Source organism: Flavobacterium sp. N2038 (genome assembly GCF_025947185.1).
Taxonomy (GTDB): Bacteria; Bacteroidota; Bacteroidia; order Flavobacteriales; family Flavobacteriaceae; genus Flavobacterium.
Map to the genome: position 1 here is coordinate 1,892,905 of NZ_CP110001.1, position 18,362 is coordinate 1,911,266.

Consider the following 18,362-nt stretch of genomic DNA (forward strand, 5'->3'; position numbering starts at 1 on the left):
CCGCACTTGTTAATAGAACCAGTTTTGTACATTTGTTTTAATCGCGAATTAGAACAGTAACTGATTTTGTTATGGCAAAGTAAAGGCGGTTTTTTGCCAATGTTTATACGGAATTCCGGGATGTCCGAACTTTCCTGTCCAGTCCGGAAAATCCTGAAAAATCCGATAAGAAATCCTGAAAATCCTGAATGCTTATGGAAAAAATTACTCTGGAAAAAATTGAAAATGATTACAAAGAAGCTATTAGAAATAAATTTAGAATTGAAAGATCGGAAGGAAAACATTCGCATTATTTGAGTAATCCTTCGCAGGCACTTTTGAGGGATTTATGCTGGGAAATTTTTACTTCAAATCCAAAAAGTGATGATTTAAATGTGTATCGTAGTTTTTTCAGAACAGATTTTACTTCTGAGGAAAATACGTCAGAGAAGTACACAAATAAATTTAAAAAAGTGGGAGGTTTTTATCGAGGAGAAAAAGATCCGGCCAATATTAGCACTGTCGAATTGGCGGCTATTCTGGTAGATTTTCAGCCAAGGCCTTTTAATAAGTTTAAGAAGGAACTAGCCGAGGAGGATTTAAAATTGATAAATGAACTAAGAAACACTAATGTTCCGGAAAAAGAAGCTTCTGTTACTGAAGTGACAGAAAAAAAAGAGACAGTAAGTTTTATGGACTCAATTGCAAGTTTTCCTGAGGCAGAATCTGAACCAATAGAAATTGAGAAAATAGTACTAAAACCAACGCAAACAGGAATACAACCAATTGATGATATAATAGAAGAACCAAAAGCAAAATCAGGCAAATCAAGATTTATTGCAATTGCAGCTGGTTTATTTTTATTGTGCATAATAGTATATTTTGCATCATCGCAAAAACAATGTATGCAATGGTCTGGAGATCATTATGAAAAAGTAGATTGCGATTTGAAAATTGAAGGTTTGGGAACAGCAGCTCGTATTGAAATTTTAGATAAGAGCCTTGTTAATCTGCAGAAAGTAAATGTTTGCGATACCACAACTTTTTTTGATAAAAACGGAACGGCTATTATTTGGTATGGAAAAACAGCAAATGGCATTGACTTTTTTAATAGTCATGGAAGGCATCCTGAAAGTAGTAGTTCGCTTAAACCTGTTACAAGACATATTTTAGGGAAATATGTTTTCGGAAAAGGCCTTAAGTGTAAATAGAAAATAAAAAAACCTCCAAAAAATACTCTTTGGAGGTTTTAGTAACTTATTCTTTTATTATTCCTGATCAGATTTATAAGAGGTATCCTGAGGAAATAAAATACCATTTAATCTCGTGTCTCTGTTATAAACATCAGCATAGAAATTAATTTCTCCGTCACGGGTTACCCAGGCAGTAAAATAACCAATGTAGATGGGTACTTTTTTAGGCAGCATAAAAGGTAATTCTTTCTCCCCGCTCATGGCAGCATTAATTTTATCAAGCGTCCATTCCGGATAATCTTTTAGCATTGAAATTGCAAGATCTTTTGCTTTTTCAACATTTATGCAGCCATGGCTAAAAATACGTTTCTCAAACCCAAACAAAGTTTTAGAAGGCGAGTCATGCATGTAAATGTCGTTTGGATTAGGAAACATAAATTTTACCAATCCTAGAGCATTGTCAGGACCTGGTTTTTGTCTCACCCTTCCTTTGCTCATTTCCATATTATGGTCGGCTAAGTAGTTTTTGTCTTCGGCCATTTTAAGTTTTAACTCATTGTCAACAATACTTTGCGGAACTGTCCAGTACGGACTAAAAACAATGCGGTCTATTTGCCCGCTAAAAATAGTTGTTTTGGTTAATGGCGTGCCTATAAAAACTTTTGATACAATATCGAAATTTCCGTTTCTAACAAAATAGAGCATAAAAGACGGAATGTTTACCATAACGTATTCGTTCTGTTTTTCTAATTGCGGAGGAATCCATCGGCAACGCTCCATATTAAGCATCAATGTTTTAATACGATCAGAAATGGGTTCATTCATTTGATCGATATGCTCTTTTGCAATAATATAATTTGGTGTCAGTGCATGACGTAATTTATATTTCATGACACCATCCATTAATTCCTGATCGTAAAAATTGCTTTTTGAATCTTTAGCCAGATCGCCAATCAGCGCAAGACGCTCTCTAACCTGTGCTATGGTAGCAGAAGTATCGTCTGGTCTTAAATCTTTAAACGGAATATCCATGGTGATTTTCTTCCATCCATTAGTTTTCTGAATGGCAAGGTATTTTTTTAAAGCATCCTGAAGCTTGTAGTATTGGCTAAATAGTGCATTTTTATTTTTGTCCAGTAATTCGGGGTTATTAAAAATAGAGTCCAGTAAAGTGTCGTAAGATATTTTTTTCTTTGGCAAATACCATTCTATTTTTTTCTGCCCCTCGGCACTCATACCTTCAAATACGTTTTTTGCATACAGAATATACATCGAACTCAATAAAAATTCAGTGTCAGATTGCGAAAGTTTTTCTGTCCCCTCATCATTAAAAATAATGTCATATTTTTTCTTGTAAGGGATTTTAATCTCAACACCATCCTGATAACTCGCATTGAGTTTATTGTACAAGAGATAGGCGAACTCCGTTATATCGTCTCCATCGTACCAAATAGATTTGTATCCTTTGTCTTTATAAAGGACAGTAACATCATTTTGATAAGGTTTTAAATCAGAATATTTTTTAAAAAAGGCTACAAGAGCTGCATTGTCGATTGCAGGTCCGCCATAATTTAAAGGAATTTTTGTGTCTAAATAGCTAATGGCTTTTTTTAGATCATTGTTGGAATAGGCAAAAGAGGTAACAAAAAAAAGGCTCAGCAAAAGAATTGCTGCACGAGTAAAGTTTTTCATTTTTTTATGTTTTACGTTACTAAATCTTAGAAAAAAAACAAAACGAAATATAAAAAATGACTTGGGGGCAGGCTGATATTGTAAAGTAGGTTTTTCTAAATATCACTCAAATTTATAAAAAATATCTTAATATTTTAGTTTTTTATAGAGTGAAAATTAAAATAGAAAAAAACTGTTTTTTGAAAATTTTTTAAAAGAATAATTTTGATTTTTTTGAGGTCTTATTTAAGTATTTTAATTTTAATTTGTTCAATATTAATAATTTAGTAAAGTGTAATAAAATAATTGCTACATTTATATTAACTTAGTTTAACATAATTTTTAACAGTACTTTGAATTTGAAGTAGAAGCCCTTTAATTGTTAAAAAAGATTTTCCCAGACTTTCGTCTAAAGTTATTAGTGCCGCTTATCCAGTTGTTTAAATAAAAATAATGAAATGCCAATGAATTATTTTTTAGCGAAGAAAAAGCAATTTAGATGTATCATTTTGAGTTTGGTCATTTTTGGACCTGCGATTGGTTTTGCACAGCTGGAAAATGTAAAAGAAACAAGAGACATTACGCTTGAAGAAGCTATTTTATTAGGAATCCAGAATAACAGAAGATTAAAAATGGCAAACGTGGATGTTGCCATTGCCAATGAAAATGTTGATCAGGCCAAAATTGCAAAAGTTCCAAGAATAGGCTTAAACGCCGGATATAACTATATAGGAAATCCTGTCTTGTACGACGGATTTTATGAAAACAGGGTTGAGGTCGATTATTACAACCATCAGGGATTTGCAAATATTGTTTCATCAGTACCTATTTATGCCGGCGGAGCAATAAATGACAAAATTGAACAACAAAAACTGATTTCTCAAATGCAGGAAACAGTCGTTAAAATGACCGAGGCTGAGGTTAAAAATGCGATAGCAGAGTATTATTTTACACTCGAAAAATTATATCGACAGATTGAGGTTACAAAGCAAAATATTATTAATACAGATCTTCGTATAAGTCAGTTAAAGTCCAGAGTCGCAAACGGACAAAATCTTAAAAGTGATTTGTTGAGAACAGAATTGCAACAATCTAATTTTAAAGTTTCGGTTTTTAGAAGTACTAATAATGTTGAGCTTTTTAGTAATTATCTGGATATTTTAATTGGACTTCCAACGAATACAATTTTGAAACCTGAGGTCAACGAAAGCATGATTCCGACTGCAGATGTTGATTTGCAGAAAAGTCTTTCGGAAGCTTTTCAAAACCGAATGGAAATAAAAAGAGCGGAATTAAACGTCAAATTATCAGAATCATCCTTAAGCCTTACCAAAAGTGGTTTTAAGCCCAATATCAATGCCAGTCTTATTTTAAATTCTGAATACCCGGCACAATGGCCCAGTTATCTCAATATTGTTAATTTCTGGGCAGCAGGACTTTCTTTAAATTGGGATGTGTCCAGTTTTTATAATATAAAACATCGCATTAAAGCAGATAAGTTTCAAATCGATAAAAACAGTATCGCTTTAGAGGCGACAAAAGATCAGATTGACCGCGAAGTAAAAACCGCTTTTATACGATTTGCAGAAAGTAAAAAAAACATTACAACGTATCAAAAAGATGTTGAGTTGTCGCTAAGTAATTACAAGATTGTCAAAAGTCGTTACGATAATGATTTTGCTTTAATCAGTGATATGGTAGATGCTGAACTTCAATTAAATAATTCAAAAATATCATTGGTCAATGCCAATTTAGATTTAATAATTCAATATTATTCTTTGCAGTATGCAATGGGCAAACTCTAAATAAAAATAATATGAGCGAAGAAACTACGCCAAAAGAAATTCAGAAATCGGATAAAAAAAGAAATACAGTCTTAACCGTACTGTCTTTTATTTTTTTAATCGCAGGAGTTTTTTGGATTTTAAGTTTGTTTTTTGATTTCAATAACCACGAATCGACCAACAATGCACAGGTTGAGGCTTATATGAATAATGTGACTGCCAGAGCAACGGGACATATTAAAGAAATTAGGTTTGAGGCAAATCAGTTTGTTCATAAAGGAGATACATTGGTTGTTCTTGATGATTCAGAATATAGTATAAAAGTAAAACAGGCCGAAGCAGATTTGGCTGTCGCCGAAGGAAACCTTCATTCGCTGGAACAAACTATAATTACATCAATTTCGAATCAGGCAGCGAGTAAAGCAAAATTGGCAGGCGATCTGGCTAATTTACAAAAGGCAGAAAAAGATTATCAGCGATTTAAAAATATGTATGCAGACTCGGCTGTAACACGTAACCAGTACGATCAGGTAGTATCAAAAATGCACTCGGATGAAGCATATCTCAAAGCCGGTCAAAAAGAATTAGAAGCCAGCACTTCTATAACCAGGCAGAGTAATATTAATCTGGAGTCGGCAAGAGCAACGGTTGCCCGAAAAAAGGCAGATCTCGATGCGGCAAAGCTTCAGTTTTCGTATACCAGTATTATGGCACCAACAGATGGTTTTGTGGGCGAACGTAATTTGTCAATAGGCGAATTAATCAATGCAAATCAGATTGTTGCAACGATTGTGCTGAACCAAAAATTATGGGTTTCGGCCAATTTTAAAGAGACTCAGATTGAACGAATAAAACAAGGGCAACAGGTTATTATTACGATTGATGCTCTTGACGGTAAGGAGTTTAAAGGAAAAGTAGTTGATTTTTCGCCTGCAACCGGCGCAAAGTTTTCGATGGTAGAACCGGATAATTCAACTGGGAATTTCGTGAAAATTACCCAAAGAATTCCGGTAAAAATTGAATTTGAAGCTTCGGCTAAGGATTTACAGGAAGTAAAACCAGGAATGAATGTAACAGTTGATGTAAAAAAATAAAGATGATCGCAGGAAGAAAAGGAAGTTTGTTTACACTTATAGGATTGTATATCCTTACGATTCCTTTTTTTAATGGCATAAACGTAACCTCTTATGATAACTCGCAGATTCTTGGACATTTTGGAGAATCTACCACTGCATTTACATATTCGTTGTACATTCCCATTTTTGCCATGCTGGCTTTTCTGCCTTTGGGATTAAAACTGGGAAAACAAATTCCGGTGCGTACACTTATTTTATCGGCCAGTTTTTTATCGATAATATTCAACAGCGCAACATTGTTTGTAACATCGATAGGGTGGTTTACCTTTTTCAGATCCTTATTGGCTGTAGTTTCGGTTATTGGAATTTTTGCCTCAATGATTCCTATTTTATTAAAATACAATCCGGTTTTTAATATGGCTTTGCTGTATGGCATTCTTCAGTTTATTCAAAAAGGAAGCCAGCACGTTTATCAATTCTTGGGAGCACATTTCACCAGTTTTTACAATTGGACTTTTGGAATTTACTTTCTCAATATTAATTTTTTGATAGGAATTATTTTAGCCTGGTATTTTTATAAAGCCGATGTTGCGCCTATGAAAGGAAAGTTTCAGTTTGACTGGAGTGGCTGGCTGATTATGATCTTGTTTTTTACAGTGATTCTTTTTCTTTGTGCAGAAGGTCAAAGCCGAAACTGGTTAAGCGATCCTAAAATACAATTGGCATGTGCTTTTCTGTTTGTAATTGCAGGGATTTATCTGCTACATGTGCGTTATACCGAAGATCCTATAATTGATCCCGCTGTTTATCGTCATAAAAATGTAGTTATTGGCGCTTTTGTAATGTTTTATATTGGTGTAATGAATGGGACAGGAACTGTGGTAAAGGGTTATATGGATAACGTCCTGGGATTTGATTCTGTAACCAGCTCACAAACCCATTTAGCTTTATTAATAGGCATTTCGATTGCCATGCCCCTATCAACCTATCTGTTATATAAGCGCATTTATCTTGCGACTATTTTTATTACAGGTTTTGCCTGTTTTGGATTGTACCATATCATTCTTTTTTTTAGGTTTTATCCCGGAATAGATACAACAGATTTCTTTTTGCCGCTTATTTTCAAAGGATTAGGGACAGGTTTTCTTTTCCCGATTTCATTATTATATATTTCAGAAGGAGTTCCTCCAAAACTCAGTGGATCACGGATGATGAGCGGAGTTATTGCACAGGCAGTTATCGCATCTTTATTAGGGAGCGCCATTTTGGGAACCTACATTTCGAATCTCAATGTACAGCACAAAACCGGACTCAGCCAGCAACTTACAAATCTGAATCAGGAAGCGCAGAAGCAGTTAACAAGTACCAAAAATAAATTTTTATATATGGGATTGTCTGAGGCCGAAGCACAGAAAAAAGCAGAAAAAAGCTTGTCCAATCAAACGGCACAGGCTTCTGTATTACTGGCGTATAAAGACATTTATCTGGTAATGGCAGCAATATGTTTCCTGCCTGTTTTAATTATTTTGTTGTTTAGACTTTGGCGCAGACCAATTGGCAGGGTAGAGGTAGAGCCAATTCCGGTTTAAAAAGCTGAGGTAAAATAGATTTGAATTCTTTTTAATTTAAAATAGAGTTAGTGTTATGAAAGTAAAAAAAGATCGTTTTTTCTATCGTTTCTGGGATCGCGAAAGTGGTATGAATGGTATGTTGCTATTACTTGTTCTCATGCATTTTATTATCACTCCGTTATTTGGAAGTTACCTGTCTTTTATGGTAGTGCTAAGTATCTTTTGGATGCTGTTTCTTCTGGCCGGAATTATTTCTTTGGCAAAAGATAAAAAGCAGGCGATTCGCATTTCGGTTATTCCATTCTTATTTATTTTGTTTGAATGGATTAGCTTTTTTAAAAAAGACGACTTTATTCTTATAATAGATTTTTGTCTGTCTGTACTTTCGATATTGCTTTTGATTGCATTGGTTTTGGCTAAAGTTCTCGAATCTGGTCCGGTAAACGTGCATCGTATTGTGGGGTCGATTGTTGTTTATATGCTCTTAGTAAATCTATGGAGTGTAATGTATCTGTTTATTTTTAATAATATCGACGGAGCTTTTCAAATGCCCGAAATTAAGTTTGAAATAAACAGTAAACAGGCCAATTTTTTATATTTCAGTTATGTCACAATTACCTCTACAGGATTTGGAGACATACTTCCGCTTCATCCTTTAGCAAGATCTCTGGTTCAGTTAGAAGTCTTAACGGGCGTTTTATATCCCGTTGTTTTAATTGGAAGACTCGTTGCCGATGCGAATTTCTCCAGAGACAAAAAACGAAATACGTAAGAAACAAACAAATCGAATTATATATCTAATTAAAAAACACAAAAATGGAAAATTCTAGTCTTACCAAACAAAAAGAACTCTTCGGGACTATTTTGCAGTTGGTTTTTGTTTTGCTCATTGTGGGGTTTTGTCTGATGTTACTGCTGCCGTTTTTCATGCCGATACTTTGGGCAATAATACTGGCCGTAATATTTTATCCCTTTTTTAATTTTCTTCAGAGAAAATTAAAAGGCAGAAAATCCTTGGCGTCAGTACTGATTACGGTTACAATAGTGGCTTTGATGATTTTACCGGTTATTTATTTTCTAAGTTCAGCGATAAGTAATTTTGTAGAGTTAAAAAGCAGTCTCGATGCGGGAACGCTCAAAATTGCACCGCCGGGTCAAAATATAAAAGACTGGCCTGTTATTGGAAAACCGCTCTATGAGTTCCTGCATTTATTGTCTTCTGATTTGCAAAAGGGAATGATTAAATACGATGCGCAAATAAAAGAAATGGCCAAAAAAGTGATGGAAAGTGTACTTAGTTCCGGAATGGCTTTTCTGCAATTTATCCTTTCTGTAATTATTGCGGGAATTCTATTGGTTTCAACCGATGCTAAGAATTTAGTCACCAAGCTGATAAGAAAAATTGCCGGAAACAAGGCAGACGAAATTGAAGTTATTACAGTTTCAACTATCCATCAGGTAGTAAAAGGAATTCTTGGTGTGGCCGTTATCCAGACTATTATTCAGGCATTTGGGTTATACTTGGCAGACATTCCATATGCCGGATTATTAACGCTGATATGCCTTATTTTCTCCATTTTGCAAATAGGCCCGATCATTATAAATATTGGTGTAATTATTTATCTGTTTTCTTTGGGAGATTCAGGTCACGCCATTTTCTGGACGATATTCTTTATCATTAGCGGACTTTCGGATAATGTTCTAAAACCTCTTTTACTAGGTAAAGGTGCTTTGGTGCCCATGCTGATTATTTTTCTGGGCGTTATTGGAGGTTTTATAATGTCGGGATTCATAGGCTTGTTTGTAGGGCCAATCGTGTTTTCTATTGGTTACAAATTATTTATTGCCTGGCTTGATGACCAGCCTGTTTAAAACGAATTTTTAATAAATAAATGATTGGCAATTCAATTCAATTCAATTGCCAATCGTATTTTATTCTGTTGCTGGCAGATAAATGTCAAAAATAGCACCTTTGTTAAGCTCGCCTGTTGCGGTGATAATTCCGTTGTGATTTTCAACAATCTTTTTTACAATGGCCAGTCCGATTCCGGTTCCGGTATATTCGATTTTTCCATGTAGACGCTGAAATACTTCGAATATTTTGGAGCTGTATTGTTGTTCAAAACCAATTCCGTTATCAGATACTACAATGTGGCAATACATTTTTTCATTTTCCAGTGCATCATTATTTAGTGTTTTACCTTTTTCAATTTTACTGGTAATTTTGATTCGGGGCAAAATATCCGGATCTGAAAATTTAAGCGAGTTACTCACAAGATTATATAATAATTGTCTGAACTGAAACGGAATAATGTTTGCTTCGCAGTTTTCGCCAGAAATTATTGTAGCATTTTTTTGTTCCAGTTCTTCTTTTAAATCTTCTTTTACATCTTCAATTATTTTAGAAAGATTAGTTTTTACAAAGATTCTTTCCTGAATATTGGTGCGCGAATAGGATAAAAGATCATTAATCAGTGTTTGCATTCGTTGTGCTGCATTTTGCATTCGCTGAAATTTTTCTTTTCCGTTATCAGTTAGATTCTGATATTCTTTTGCTATAATTTGTGAGACAAAAGTCTGAATTTTTCGGAGTGGTTCCTGCAAATCGTGACTTGAAATGTAAGCAAAAGACTGAAGCTCCTGATTCATTTTTTCGAGTTCCGTATTTTTTTGTTCCAGTTCCAGTGCATTCAGTCTGATTTTATCGTCGGCCTTCTTTTTTTCGCTAAGATCATGGGTCACTTTAGAAAAACCAATAACCTGACTTTTTTTATTATGAATGGCTGTAATTACTACACTTGCCCAAAACAGACTTCCGTTTTTCCGTACACGCCAGCCTTCCTGTTTTGCTTTTCCCTGTTCGGTTGCACGATTTAACAGGGTTTGAGGAAGATTGATTTTTCGATCAGCTTCAGTGTAAAAAACAGCAAAATTCTGACCTATAATTTCTTCCGCTTTATAGCCTTTGATTTTTTCGGCTCCTAAATTCCAGTTTTCAATAATACCTTCCCGATTAAGATATAGAATCGCATAATCCTGTACTTCTTCAACCATTAAATGATAACGCTCTTCACTTTTTTGAAGCGATTCATTCATAACGATTAGTTCTCTGGTTCGCGCAGTTACTTGTTGTTCCAGCTCATGAGTAAATGCTTTTTCGGTATGAATATCAGTAAAAGCACCAACCCATTTTATAATTTTGTTACTTTCATTAAATACAGGTTCGCCAATTACGGTATGCCATCTGTAGTTGCCATCATATCTTTTAATGCGAACATCGCATTTGTAAAGTTCACCTGTTTTTAAGCTATGAGCCCATATTTTTGCATTTTCGTCATAATCGTCGGGATGAATCATGCTTTTCCATACTTCTTCTCCCGCAGGCTGAATTCCGGTATATTCAAACCATTTTCCGGAAGCAAAGAGAGAATTACCTTTATCATCAGTTTCCCAAATTAATTGTGGAATACTTTCTGTCAAAGAACGAAAACGTTTCTCGCTTTTTTCCAGTTCCTGTTGATGGTTTTTTTCTTCTGTAATATCTCTTACTGTACCCAGCAATTTCTCCGGATTCTTTTCAGTATCAAAATAAACTTTTCCTTTGGCCTCAATCCAGTGAATCGATTTATCGCCCCAGATTACTCTTAACTCATAATTAATCAAACCTGAAATAAGAGCATCATTGTAAGCCTGATTTCGTATAGCTAAATCATCAGGATGAATGTAGGTAAGTACTTGCTCGTGTTTTAGATCAATATGGTCTTTGCTGCCCGTAACAATTTCAACATATCGCTCAGAATAGTGAATTTTATTTTCTATTAAATTTAATTCCCATGTTCCAAGTTCGCTTGCATCAACGATAATTTTTAGCCTTTCTTCATTAAGTTCAATTTTTTTGCGTGCTTCAACTTTTTCACTGACTTCTGTAACGGTTACAATTATTCCTGAAATTTCTCCATTTTCTTCTTTCAGCGGATTATAAAGAAAATCAAAAAATGAAGTTTGTAGTTTTCCAAAACGGTTTAACGGAATTGGAACTTCGTTTCCGTGAAAGGGAATTCCGGTCGTGAGTACATTGCTCAGAAAAATATTTACGCTTTCTCTAACTTCGGGTAATGACTCAAATAAGGGTCTGCCTACAAAGGTTTCTTCTTCCCGGTCAACAAGTTTTAAATAAGCATCATTTGCCATTTCGACCATAAAATCAGGACCACGCAAAATGGTAATTCCTATAGGTGCCTGTTTTACAGTGTCTCTAAAACGTTTGTTGGCCTCTTCTATTTTTTTTCTGGCAAGATTTAAATCTGTCAGATCTACTCCGGTATTCATTACCCCAAATATTTTTCCATTCGTGTCAAATAGAGGAGTTAGGCTGTAATTAAAGTAATAGGTATCGAGTTTTCCGTCTACAACCAAATCTAAAGGAGTGTTTTTTGTGTGGAAAGACTGACCGGTTTCAAACACGGTATTAATTTGTTCAAAGACCAACTGGTTATCCAGCTCCGGAACCACATCTTTAAACGATTTCCCGATTACATCATTTCCTTTTCCCCAAATTTTAATTATAGATTCGTTTGCCAATTCTACAATCATTTCTTTTCCGGCATATAAGGCAATTGGAAAAGGGGCATTTTCTACTAGTTGTCTAATTTTTTGTTCACTTTCTTCAATCTTTTTTCGACCCAGAATTTGCGTAGTTTTTTCGGTGGTTTCAACTACAGTTACCAAAATACCACCAACTTTTCCGTCTACTTTTTTGATTGGTGTATAAGAGAAATTAAAATAACATTCTTCATCAAATCCGTTTCTGTTTAATATTAATTTTAAATCAGAAAAACCAACTGCTTTATCATTCATAACATCATCGAACATTGGACCTATTGTGTTCCAAATTTCTGAAAATGTTTCTCTTGAGCTGTTTCCTAATGCTTCCGGATGTTTGTTTAAACCTAAAATTGGACGAAACGCGTCATTGTAAATTTGTGTAAAATGATCTCCCCAGGCTATATACATTCCAATCGGGTTGTTAAGCACAACAGCCATCATGGTACAGAGACTTTGTGGCCAGCTATCAGGATTTCCTAAAGATGTTTTACTCCAGTCTTTAGCACGAATAAGTTCTCCCATTTCGCCACCGCCATTCAAAAAATAATATTTCTCATTTGTACGGCTCATTCTATAAAACTATTTAGGGTTGAAGAATAAAATGTTCACGGGCAGGTTGTTCTGAACTACTTGTTTCTGTAATAGCTTTGCCTATCACATTTTTTAATTTAGAAAAATCACCAGGTTTACGAATATAATGGGTAGCTCCTTTACCATACATCAAATCAACAATTTCTGTATCGAGAGAGGTAGAAAAAATTATTATGGGAAGTTTATTCAGGGCATCAATTTCTTTAATTTCTTTGAGACATTCATGGCCATTTTTGCGAGGCATATTTAAATCAAGAAAAAGAATATCAGGCAAATTACTTGTCGAATTTTCTGCTAAATAATCCATTAATTGCACACCATCATTTACAGTTACAAGAGTTACAGGAAGCGATAATTCGTCAAGTGCTTCTTTAAAAAAAGAGCAATCATCTTCGTCATCGTCTGCTAGTAAAAGATTATAATGCTGTTTGTTCATTAGATAGTAGGATAAAATTTAACTTAAAGGCGCATTTTATTGAAATAGAGCAATAATTATAAAATATTTCCCTTAATGTGGCTAGTTTATTTGCTTGGTTAATTGTCAATAATAAGCTTTTTTATCTGCTAATATAGTGCTAATTTTTTAAGAAATAATTAATTCCAAATAGCTAAATTATGCTATTAGATGCAAAATTCATAATTGAGAGCTTTTAGAGTTTGCAATTAAATTTAATTAAAAGAGAGAGGTAAGATTATTTTTAGGAATAAAGAAACACTTTTTTACTTTTCATTTTCATTTGCGAGTATTTTTTTATAGAAATAACGCGATATTTTAATTTTTATAAGTACTTTTAAGGTATAGTTTTAAAACCTTAAATATATGAAAAACAATCTCTTAAAAGGAATTTTATTGTTGGGTGCTTTAACTTCTATCGTTGCCTGCAATACAAAAAAGGATGAACCTGTTGTGGTTGATAAAGAAGCGATAAAAAAAGAAATTCAGGCTAAGGAAGATGAATTTGCGACTGTTTATAATTCCGGCGAAATAAAAAGTATCGGTTACTATGATGACAATGCGATAACTTTTTTCCAGAATCGTGCACCATTGGTTGGAAAAGCGGCGATTACAGAATTTTTAAAAAGTGATGTTGTAGCAAATTCAAATAAAATTTCATTTAAAACAACTGAAGTTTTTGTGTCGACCGACGGAAATCAGGTCGTTGAGACAGGTGCCTACAGCGTAGTCGATTCGACAAATACAACCGTTTCTACTGGAAATTACATGAGTTTGTTTGAAAAGAAAGATGGTAAATATGTATGTGTTAGAGATATGAGTGCTTCAGATATGCCGGCAAATTAAAACAAGATAACAATAAAATAAAAAGGGATTGAATAAATTTATTCAATCCCTTTTTATTTTATAGAGTTTCCTTCTAGCGTCTGCGACCACCGCCTCCGCCTCCGAAACCGCCACCTCCGCTAAAACCACCTCCTCCGCCTGATCTTGTGCGTCCTCCGGAATTAAAGTTAGATGAACTACGATTTGATGTTCCAGCTGACGGACGATCTATAGATGAGCTTCTATTTGATGCACCTCTGTCTGATGTTCCGGCTGAAGGACGATTAGAAGAGGATCTGTCTGATATTCCTGTTGAGGCTCTGTTTCCGGCTCCATTTGAAGCTCTGTCAGATACTCCGGTTGATGCCCTGTTTCCTGTACCATTTGACATTCGGTTAGAGACACCTGTATTGCCGGCACGATTACCGTAGTTTCCATTTCTATTATTGTTTGCCACTGTATTGGATCTGTTTCTACTGTTGTTATAATGATTAATGCTGTTTCTATTGTTGATAACTACAGTATTACGACTGTAATGTCCTCCATAATAACCTCCATGATACCAATTATTATGGCGATAAATACCTACCGCAAGAACTGTAAATGCAGCAAAATAAGGAGGGTAATAACCATAATAATAAGGCGGATAGTACGGCACATAAGCAGGTGAATATACATATTGTACTATTGGTGCAGATTCGACCACTACTGTTGTAGCAGGAACATTTACTGTGACAGGATTAGAACCCTGATAAGCAGGATTTGCAGTAACTGCTGCAGTACTTTTAGGTTCAATAACATAATTTTTGCCATAAAGATCTTCGTCTCCAACACATTGAATGCTTACTTTTCCATTTTTATCTTTATCGACTAAAATGACAGCTACATCCTGAGTTTCACTTTTACTGATGGCATCCTGAAGAACAAACGTAAAAGAATTATCTTTTTTCTTGGTAGTGACTTTTATAAAATCTACTTTTTTATCCAGATTCAGATCCAGATTATTAATTCCAGTTTCTTTTTTATTTAGCGCTGTTTCGAATTCTTCAATAGTTTTTGACTTTTGAAAGAGTGTCAATACAGCATATAGATCCAGATTATCTCCAGGAAGATTCAAAGGAGGTACACTGTCATCTGATTGAGAAAAAATAGATTGGCTTGATAAACTAATCACAACTGCTAAAAAAAAGAATAGAAATTTTTTCATAATGTGTTGATTTTTATTTTGCTATATGCAAGTTAGATAATATTAATCAGATAAAAAAGGATTAGTGTTAAAATTAGTATTGTAAAATTCTTCTAATCAATGTGTTAGTTTTGTTTCGAAACAGAAACAAAAGAGTAGTATAAGTAAAAATGAACCAGAAGTAAAAATGTGGTTTTTAACCTTTATTTTAAAGACTTTCTTCAAATTATCAGGATGAAAAAGCACTGTTATAAAAGTCTTATTGTGTTGTTTTTAAGCTTTTTACGGGAAGTTTTTTAAGGAGCATCACGATAAATTTGCATAAAAATAAAACAGTCTTTCTAAAAAGCTGTTTGGTGTAAGTTTTAAAATACCACTATTATGAAAATTCTTAATTTAATTTTATTCTTTTCGATATCATTTTTTGCTATTCCAAAAGTAACAGACAGCAATAAAGATATAACTGCTACTGAAGCAGAACGATTTAATAATCAGTTGGATGAAGTTAAAAAAGTTATTAATTTAAATCCCTCTTGCAATACTAAAATTGCTTTTCTTGTTGATATGAAAATCAAATCGGGCAAGAACCGCTTTTTTGTTTATGATTTGGCAAATGATAAAATTATAGACGAAGGACTTGTAGCCCACGGCAGTGGTTCAGAAACCGGGATTAAAGGAGAATTAAAATTTAGTAATGAACCCAATTCAAATGCTACTTCTCTGGGGCGCTATATCATCGGAAAATCTTATAAAGGAATATTTGGAAAAGCGTACAAATTAGCCGGACTGGATGAATCAAATAATAACGCTTTTAAACGAGCCGTAGTTTTACATTCTTATTCGGCAGTTCCGGAAGAGGAGCAAGATTATTATATCTCTCGCAGTAAAGGTTGTCCAATGGTGAGCGAAGTTTTTTTTAAAAGACTCGAAAAAATTATAGACAGTTCAAAATCTAATATTGTTTTAAGTATATATTATTAAGTAACTGATTTTTAATGGTTACTAAAGAGTTGGGTGCGAATTTATATTGCTGACAATGTTTTGTTAGTGAAAAAGTGATAAGTGTAATCTAAAAGAAAGTGTATGTAGTGTAGAAAGTTGTTTGTGTTTTTGTAGAGCCTGTAGAATCATATTTTGCAGGCTTTTTTTATGGATTGAATTAACTGAAAAGTATTTTAAACGAGCTATTCAAAAAAAGAATTTGCTCTTTCTTTGGAAAAAAAGTTTAAAAAAAATAATTAATAAAAGAATGTTCATTCATTTATTCGTTTATCTTTGTCAAAAAATAAGCTATGAGAGTAAGAGATATCGACAAAGAAAAACTGGTAATTGAAATGGCGATCGATCAGATCGTTCAGGAAGGATTTCAAGGATTTAGTATGAATAAGCTAGCGAAGGCTTGTTCGATTTCTGTTGGGACACTCTACATTTATTATGCTGATAAAGATGATTTAATTCAGAAAATAGGAGCCAGCATGGCGTTGAAGTTTTTTAAAAGTACCATAAAAGACTTTTCGCCCGAAATGTCATTTGAAGATGGTTTGTGGAAACAATGGGAAAACCGCGCCAACTTTGCAATGAAGCATCCTAAAGAAGTTGCCTTTTTTGAGATCATCAAACATTCGCCGCATGGAGAAATTATTTTAGATTCTATCAAAGAGTTTTCTGATTTCAGAGCTATAATGAACCAATTTACCGATAATGCATTACGAAACAAAGAACTTCTCCCAATGAGTTTTGAGGCATTTTGGTGTGTGGCTTACGGACCATTATATACTTTGCTAAACATGCACGCCGAGAAAAAAAGTATGGGCGGGAAACCTTTTGTACTTACTAAAGAAATTATGAAAGAAGCTTTTACAGCTACAATTAAAGGACTTAAACCATGAGAAACTATGGAAACAGATTTAAATACAATACATATATTTAAAACCAATATTAGTGCAATTGACTCCAATTGTGCAGCGCATTACGCATTAAACAATCATGAAGATATACAACAATGGAGTATCGATTGTGAAGATATAGACTGCGTTCTTCGTGTGGTTTCAGAACAATTAAAACCGGAAGAAATTATAACCATAATAAGTAGTTTAGGCTTTGAATGCCAGGAATTATCTTAAATAAAATCAATATTAAAAAGTGGAAAAAACTACTATAGAAAGCACGGCTTTCACCTTACATCAAAAAATAATTATTGCCATACTGGCGCTTTTACAATTTACTGTCATACTTGATTTTGTTGTTATTTCCCCTTTGGGAGATATATTAATGAAAAAATTAGATATGACCACCTCAGATTTTGGTTTTGCAGTTTCTGCTTACGCCTTTAGTGCGGGGATTTCCGGACTTTTAGCAGCAGGTTTCGCAGACAAATTCGATAGAAAAAAACTATTGATTTTCTTTTATATCGGATTTATTATTGGTACCGTTTTCTGTGCACTTTCAACTAATTACCATATGCTGCTTATGGCGCGAATTTTTACCGGACTTTTCGGAGGCGTTATTGGTTCTGTTTCATTGGCAATCGTAACCGATTTATTTATGATTCAGCAACGAGGACGTGTTATGGGATTTATTCAGATGGCCTATGCATCTAGCCAGATTCTTGGTGTACCAATGGGATTGTATTTTGCCAATCATTGGGGCTGGCATTCTACTTTTATCATGATTGCCGTTTTAGGTTTATTGATTCTGGCTGCAATTTTAACACAATTACCGGCCATTACAAAACACCTGGAATTACAGTCAGATAAAAACCCGTTTTTGCATCTTTGGCATACGTTAAGCAATAAACAATATCAGGTTGGTTTTGCTGCGATTGCCTTTCTTTCTATTGGAGGGTTTATGCTTCAGCCATTTGGAAGTGCTTTTTTAGTCAACAATATTCACATCAGTCAGGAAGAACTTCCAATGGTATTTTTCTTTACCGGGCTTTCCGTTCTTTTTATCATGCCACTTATTGGGAAACTAAGTGATAAAATAAGCAAGTTTAAATTGTTTGCAGCAGGATCTGTACTTTCGATAATTATGATTTTAATTTATACCAATCTTAGTCCGATTCCGCTTTGGCAGGTGGTAGCTCTAAACATGATTTTGTTTATGGGAATCATGAGTCGTATGATTCCTGCTACAACTCTAAATACTGCAATTCCGGATATGAAAGACCGTGGTGCTTATATGTCAATAACCTCTTCATTACAGCAAATTGCAGGAGGAATAGGAGCTGTTAGTGCCGGATTTATTGTACATCAGCAAACCAAAACAGCACCATTAGAACATTATGATATGTTGGGTTATGTAGTAGCGATTGTAACCTCATTGAGTATATTTCTTATCTGGAGAGTTAGTAAACTTGCCAGTGCAAAAGCTAAAGAAGAAAAGATTTAATTTTAATTAAAAAAATAAAACAAAAGCTTGTCTGTAA

General features: G+C 34.2%; 15 protein-coding genes. 11 read left to right on the plus strand and 4 right to left on the minus strand.

The genetic code is table 11. From position 1 onward, the window contains the following. Positions 1-194 precede the first annotated feature (194 nt). Positions 195-1,190, plus strand: coding sequence for a hypothetical protein (locus OLM51_RS08695; protein WP_264553925.1), 996 nt, complete (start codon positions 195-197; stop codon positions 1,188-1,190). A gap of 57 nt (positions 1,191-1,247) precedes the next feature. Here OLM51_RS08695 and OLM51_RS08700 read toward each other — a convergent pair whose 3' ends face one another. Beyond that, the gene (locus tag OLM51_RS08700; protein ID WP_264553926.1) at positions 1,248-2,864 is read right to left on the minus strand and encodes a L,D-transpeptidase family protein; all 1,617 of its coding nucleotides are present in this window, start codon (positions 2,862-2,864) and stop codon (positions 1,248-1,250) included. Between the two features lie 443 nt (positions 2,865-3,307). On the opposite strand from OLM51_RS08700, the gene OLM51_RS08705 reads away from it, so the two are divergent. From OLM51_RS08705 to OLM51_RS08725, 5 genes are read left to right on the plus strand one after another with little or no spacing between them, the layout of a single operon-like run. Next, entirely contained in the window at positions 3,308-4,648 is a 1,341-nt protein-coding gene (locus tag OLM51_RS08705) for a TolC family protein (RefSeq protein ID WP_264553927.1), read from the plus strand. Between the two features lie 11 nt (positions 4,649-4,659). Further along, positions 4,660-5,721 carry an HlyD family secretion protein gene (locus OLM51_RS08710; protein ID WP_264553928.1) on the plus strand — a complete coding sequence of 354 codons (1,062 nt, stop codon included), beginning with the start codon at positions 4,660-4,662 and terminating at the stop codon, positions 5,719-5,721. Positions 5,722-5,723: 2 nt separating this feature from the next. Next, the gene (locus OLM51_RS08715) at positions 5,724-7,292 is read left to right on the plus strand and encodes an MFS transporter (RefSeq protein ID WP_264553929.1); all 1,569 of its coding nucleotides are present in this window, start codon (positions 5,724-5,726) and stop codon (positions 7,290-7,292) included. A gap of 55 nt (positions 7,293-7,347) precedes the next feature. Beyond that, positions 7,348-8,046 carry a potassium channel family protein gene (locus OLM51_RS08720; RefSeq protein ID WP_264553930.1) on the plus strand — a complete coding sequence of 233 codons (699 nt, stop codon included), beginning with the start codon at positions 7,348-7,350 and terminating at the stop codon, positions 8,044-8,046. Between the two features lie 44 nt (positions 8,047-8,090). Further along, positions 8,091-9,146, plus strand: coding sequence for an AI-2E family transporter (locus OLM51_RS08725; RefSeq protein WP_264553931.1), 1,056 nt, complete (start codon positions 8,091-8,093; stop codon positions 9,144-9,146). A 60-nt stretch (positions 9,147-9,206) separates the two neighbouring features. Here the strand turns inward: OLM51_RS08725 and OLM51_RS08730 are convergent, their stop codons facing one another. Continuing rightward, complete coding sequence (locus tag OLM51_RS08730; RefSeq protein WP_264553932.1) at positions 9,207-12,449, minus strand: PAS domain S-box protein; 3,243 nt, start codon at positions 12,447-12,449, stop codon at positions 9,207-9,209. Positions 12,450-12,462: 13 nt separating this feature from the next. After that, positions 12,463-12,906 (minus strand): response regulator, encoded by a 444-nt coding sequence (locus OLM51_RS08735; RefSeq protein WP_264553933.1) that lies wholly within the window; start codon positions 12,904-12,906, stop codon positions 12,463-12,465. Between the two features lie 384 nt (positions 12,907-13,290). On the opposite strand from OLM51_RS08735, the gene OLM51_RS08740 reads away from it, so the two are divergent. After that, positions 13,291-13,770: a YybH family protein gene (locus OLM51_RS08740; protein WP_264553934.1), complete on the plus strand. Its 480-nt coding sequence runs from the start codon at positions 13,291-13,293 to the stop codon at positions 13,768-13,770. A 73-nt stretch (positions 13,771-13,843) separates the two neighbouring features. Here the strand turns inward: OLM51_RS08740 and OLM51_RS08745 are convergent, their stop codons facing one another. Beyond that, on the minus strand, positions 13,844-14,956 hold the full coding sequence (locus tag OLM51_RS08745; protein ID WP_264553935.1) for a hypothetical protein: 1,113 nt from the start codon (positions 14,954-14,956) through the stop codon (positions 13,844-13,846). Between the two features lie 360 nt (positions 14,957-15,316). On the opposite strand from OLM51_RS08745, the gene OLM51_RS08750 reads away from it, so the two are divergent. From OLM51_RS08750 to OLM51_RS08765, 4 genes are all read left to right on the plus strand, one after another. Further along, complete coding sequence (locus tag OLM51_RS08750) at positions 15,317-15,916, plus strand: murein L,D-transpeptidase catalytic domain family protein (RefSeq protein WP_264553936.1); 600 nt, start codon at positions 15,317-15,319, stop codon at positions 15,914-15,916. A gap of 311 nt (positions 15,917-16,227) precedes the next feature. Next, on the plus strand, positions 16,228-16,824 hold the full coding sequence (locus OLM51_RS08755; RefSeq protein ID WP_264553937.1) for a TetR/AcrR family transcriptional regulator: 597 nt from the start codon (positions 16,228-16,230) through the stop codon (positions 16,822-16,824). 6 nt (positions 16,825-16,830) lie between these two features. After that, positions 16,831-17,058 carry a hypothetical protein gene (locus OLM51_RS08760; protein WP_264553938.1) on the plus strand — a complete coding sequence of 76 codons (228 nt, stop codon included), beginning with the start codon at positions 16,831-16,833 and terminating at the stop codon, positions 17,056-17,058. Positions 17,059-17,077: 19 nt separating this feature from the next. Further along, positions 17,078-18,325, plus strand: a complete 1,248-nt coding sequence (locus tag OLM51_RS08765; RefSeq protein WP_264553939.1) for an MFS transporter — start codon at positions 17,078-17,080, stop codon at positions 18,323-18,325. Positions 18,326-18,362 lie beyond the last annotated feature (37 nt).